Annotated in this window: 1 pseudogene; it reads right to left on the minus strand. The window is 43.2% G+C overall.

The annotated features are described in order from the left end of the window. A pseudogene (locus tag ACFIO5_RS12155) lies at positions 1-287 on the minus strand (translation elongation factor Ts); the annotation flags it as partial.

Raw genomic sequence — 287 nt, forward strand, 5'->3', positions numbered from 1 at the left:
CTCTGAAAAAATTGCTTTCTCACGCTCAATAGCACTGGAATCAACATCTTCCGCTGTTAGCGCCAACGGATTGGTTGCAGCAATATGCATTGCAACCTGCCTACCAAAAGCAGCTGCTGCCTTCTTATTTCCTGTCGTTTCAATAGCAACCAAAACACCAAGCTTGCCAAGTCCCTCAGCCACACTATTATGTATATAAGTAGCAACAACACCATCCTCAACAGAGAGTTTAGCAGAACGACGAAATGTCATATTCTCGCCAATTGTCGCAATTGCATCTTTAATTG

The organism is Bartonella sp. AA86SXKL (assembly GCF_042196885.1).